This is a genomic window from uncultured Novosphingobium sp. (genome assembly GCF_964277725.1).
Classification (GTDB): domain Bacteria; phylum Pseudomonadota; class Alphaproteobacteria; order Sphingomonadales; family Sphingomonadaceae; genus Novosphingobium; species Novosphingobium fluoreni.
The window spans coordinates 1-4,268 of the sequence record NZ_CAXYKL010000246.1; the positions used below are offsets into that span (position 1 = coordinate 1).

Sequence of the window (4,268 nt, forward strand, 5' to 3'; positions counted from 1 at the left end):
CGCGTCCCGGCTTGCGGGCTTAGTAAAGGCCGCCCTGCTCCTGCACGAAGTCTGCCGGCGCGCTGCCGGTGTCCGCACGGGGCGGGGCGATGCGATCGGCGCGGGCCGCCCGGATCTCCGCCACCAGGGCGTCACGCTTGCGGGTGAATTCGTCCTGCGCGGTGTAGCGCTTGGGCTCGGTGTCGGGCTTGAACGCCTCCCAGATGATCGCGGCCTTGGGATCGTCCGACGGTTCCGCGCCCATCACCTGCTTGCCGCTGACACGGTCGATACGGACCATGCGGATGCCGGCGGGCGCGACGAACGGCTGGCGGCTCCAGCGATCCTTGGTGGCGGTCACCACCTGCTTGAAGATCGGCGCGGCGATGCGGCCGCCCTGGGCGTAGCCGCCCAACGAGCGCGGGTTGTCGTACCCCAGGTAAACGCCCGCCACATATTGCTGCGATCCACCCACGAACCACACGTCCGTCGGGCCGCTGGTGGTGCCTGTCTTGCCGAACAGTGGCAAGCCCAGGTCTCGCAGCGTCACGGCGGTGCCGCGCGTGACCACGCCTTCCAGCATGTGGACGGTCTGGTACGCAGTGTCCGGGTCCAGCACCTGCTTGCCGCGCCGCGGGATGCGCGGCATCGGCTTCCCGTCCCACTCGGCCATGTTGCAGCTCATGCAGCGGCGATCGTCGCCACGCCACACCACCTTGCCGTTGCGGTCCTGCACGTAGTCGATGACCGAGGCGGGGAACTGCACGCCGTTGTTGGCCAGAGCCGAGTAGGCATTGACCATGCGGTTGACCGTAGTCTCGCCCGCGCCCAGCGCGAAGGAGAGGTAGGGCTTGTAATCACCGATGCCGACGTTGTGAAACGTCTTGACCACGCGGCTCATGCCGGTGTCATTGGCGATGCGCACGGTCATCAGGTTGCGCGATTGCTCCAGGCCCCAGCGCATGGTGTGAGTGCCGCCGCCGCCGCCGCCGAAGTTGCGGAAGCATTTGTTGCCCAGCGCCGCGCCTTGATAGACGCAGAACGTACCGTCCAGCACCTGCGTGGCCGGGGTCATGCCGTACATCAGGCCGGTGGCGTAGACGAAGGGCTTGATCGTGGAGCCCGGCTGGCGCTCTGCCTGGGTGGCGCGGTTGAAGGAACCCAGGCCACTGTCGAACCCGCCCTGCATCGCCAGGATGCGCCCGGTAGAAGGCTCCTCGATCATCATGCCGCCCGAGACTTCGGGGATGGAGCGGACGGCGTACGTGCCGGACCGCACCGGCGCGGCGGCCAGCACGTCACCCACGCGCGCCTTGTCCGGAATGCCGGTCAGTTCCGCTACGCTGCCATCGCTGAAGCCGATCTGGCCGCTGCTGCCGCTGCGCGAGATGACGACGCCGATCCGCCAGTCGTTGTAGTCGATGGACAGGTTGGCGACGATCAACTGCGTCTGCCAGGTGTCCATGTCGTCGAAATGGGCGAGTGGCCCCACCCAGCCGCGATTGCCGTGATAGCGCAGCAACCCGGCGCGCAACGCGTCGCGCACCGGCCCTTGCAGCCCCGTGTCGAGCGAGGTTCGCACCCACAGACCACCGGAATAGACGCTTAGCGGGCCATCCTCGGCATTCTCGCCGAAGCGGCCGATCAGGCGGCGGCGCGTTTCCTCGATGAAGTAGCCGATTGAGGGATCGTAGCGCTCGGCACGGCGGGGCTTCAATCCCAGCGGCATCGCCTTGGCTTCCGCGGCGGCGGCGGGCGTGGCCCAGCCGTTGGCGACCATCTGATCCAGCACGTAGTTGCGGCGGGCGATCGCCATGTCCAGGAACTTGGCGCGGCCATAGCGCTCGGGCGCCTTGGGCAGGATCGCCAGGAACGCCGCCTCATGCAGGTCCAGCTGGTCCACGTCCTTGTCGAAATAGGCACGGGCCGCCGCCTGCACGCCGAAGCTCTGCCGGCCTAGCGGGATCTCGTTGAGGTAAAGCTCAAGGATCTGCTGCTTGGTCAGCACCGATTCGATACGGCGGGCGACGATCATTTCCTTCAGCTTGCGCGTGACGGAATATTCGTCGCCGATTAGGATGTTCTTGGCGACCTGCTGTGTGATCGTGGAACCGCCCCTGGCGCGGGAGCCGGACCCGAACTTGCTGGCATAGTCCACCACCGCACCGGCCAAGCCCGTGTAGTCGACACCGCCGTGCGTCCAAAAAGTCTTGTCTTCTGCGGCCAGATAGGCGTCGATCAGCGGGCGCGGAAAGTCCACGAAGCGCAGCTGCACCCGGCGTTCGCGGGCGTAGCTATAGACGATCTGGCCATCGATGCCGCGCACCATGGTGGGCAATGGCGGCTGATAATCGGCCAACTTGTCCGTGGAAGGCAGGTCCTTGGTCAGGATCACCCAGAACACGCCCAGCCCCAGCAGGCCCGCCAGGCACACGTAGGCGAAGCGCCGCAGCCAGGGCCGCCGCTTCCACGCCGCGCCGGCGGAACGGAACACGCCGCCGCCTTCACGGCGGATACGATAGGTGACATCCCCAGCGTCTGGGTCAGCTCCGGGTTCGACCTGATCACTCATTGCGCGGGTCCTCTAGCACGGGGCTTTCCCGCAAGGCCAGCGGTCACGATCAGGTCCCGGCCTGGCGAGCGAAATAGGTGCGGATGGCCTGGGCGGCGGCATCGGCGATCACGCGCCGCCCTTCGGCGGATTCGAGGTAGCCGGTATCCTCTGCGTTGCTGATGTAACCGGTCTCGAACAGGAGCGAGGGCACGTCCGGCGCCTTGAGAACGGCCAGCGCGGCGGATTCGACGGTATCGTAGTGCAAGGGCACCTTGCCTTGTATCTCACGCAAGAACAGCTGCGCCGCGCCCACCGATCCCGCCTGGGCCTCGCGCTGCGACAGGTCGAGAAGGATCGCGCCCACCGCGTCGCTGGTCTGCGAAAGCGGGACGCCGTTGATCGTGTCGGCGCGGTTTTCTCGCGCGGCGAAACGGGCGGCAGCTTCGGTGGAGCCGCGATCGGAGAGGATATAGACGCTTGCCCCCCGCGCCCCGTCGGACTGCGCGCTGTCGGCATGGATGGAGACGAACAGGTCCGCGCCCAGATCTCGGGCGATCGCCGGGCGGTCGGCCAAGGGAATGAAACGGTCGTCCTCGCGCGTCATCGCCACGCGGATGCCGCCGCCTTCCAGCAGGCGCTTGCGGATTTCCAGGGCGATCGCCAGAGCCACCGCCTTTTCCTTCACCGCACCCGCCCCGGCCCCGGGATCGAAGCCGCCATGCCCGGGATCGAGCACCACCAGTGGCCGGCTGGCATCTTGCGGGCCGGCTATGGTCGGCAGATCGCGCGGCTGGTTCACCGGCGGCAGCGCGATCCGGACGACGTAATCCCGCCCGCCGCGCGCCAGCAGCGGGCCGAAGACGACGGCCGCCAGTGTCGCCGAGGGCAACAGGAGGAGCATTGCGATCAGAAGCCGGCGGAACGTCACCGGGCGATGACTAGGTGCCCCGCCCCGCCCCGGCAATGCCCCCTAAGGAAGCTGGCAAGATTTTGATAACCATAGCGGCGCTAAGCTTCACCTCGCCTTTCGTCCGGACCTTGCCCCCCAAGGGCACAGATGCTAGGCCAGACCCATCCGGGGCTCTGACGGCTTCGAACCTCGCATTATCGGGAAGGAAGCCCTAGATGGCTCCCGAAGATGCGCCGGCTCTTGTCAGAACCCGGTCGTCACCACCGGAGAATTCGTTTCCGGTGTCCGCACAGGTTGACGCGAACAATGAGAATGCAACTGCCGTCCTGCCAGCCGATGCCCGAACGGGCATGGGCTGAACGGACGCCGCTTGCAGCGCCGCCAATCGCGCCGCGCATTCTCGGGTTTGCAGACACGATATCCGCATACGGAGCGTTCTGCTCCGGGATTACCCACCTTGCCGCGCCACAGCGCCACAGCCGCACCGTCGGCTGGCGCGCCATGTCCGGGCCTTTCGCCCGACGCCGCGGCACCTTCGAACAAAATCGCGCCCCCGCACGCTCCGGAGCCCCTGGCCTCAGAGCATCGCCGCGGCGTGTCTGGAGAATACATAATGGCAACGCGCATGCTGATCGATGCGCGCCACCCGGAAGAAACACGGGTGGCGGTCCTCAAGGGCAACAGGATTGAAGAGTTCGACTTCGAGTCGGCCGACCGGAAGCAGATAAAGGGCAATATCTATCTCGCGAAAGTCACGCGGGTAGAACCGTCGCTGCAGGCGGCGTTCGTCGATTTCGGCGGCAATCGCCATGGCTTCCTGGCCTT

Annotated in this window: 3 protein-coding genes; 1 reads left to right on the forward strand and 2 read right to left on the reverse strand. The window is 66.7% G+C overall.

The annotated features are described in order from the left end of the window. Positions 1–19 precede the first annotated feature (19 nt). Positions 20–2,551, reverse strand: coding sequence for a penicillin-binding protein 1A (locus ACHWRX_RS13710; protein ID WP_058735991.1), 2,532 nt, complete (start codon positions 2,549–2,551; stop codon positions 20–22). 49 nt (positions 2,552–2,600) lie between these two features. Then, complete coding sequence (locus tag ACHWRX_RS13715; RefSeq protein ID WP_288415248.1) at positions 2,601–3,434, reverse strand: N-acetylmuramoyl-L-alanine amidase; 834 nt, start codon at positions 3,432–3,434, stop codon at positions 2,601–2,603. A 622-nt stretch (positions 3,435–4,056) separates the two neighbouring features. On the opposite strand from ACHWRX_RS13715, the gene ACHWRX_RS13720 reads away from it, so the two are divergent. Next, a partial coding sequence (locus tag ACHWRX_RS13720; protein ID WP_394659606.1) for a hypothetical protein occupies positions 4,057–4,268 on the forward strand: 212 nt, incomplete at its 3' end.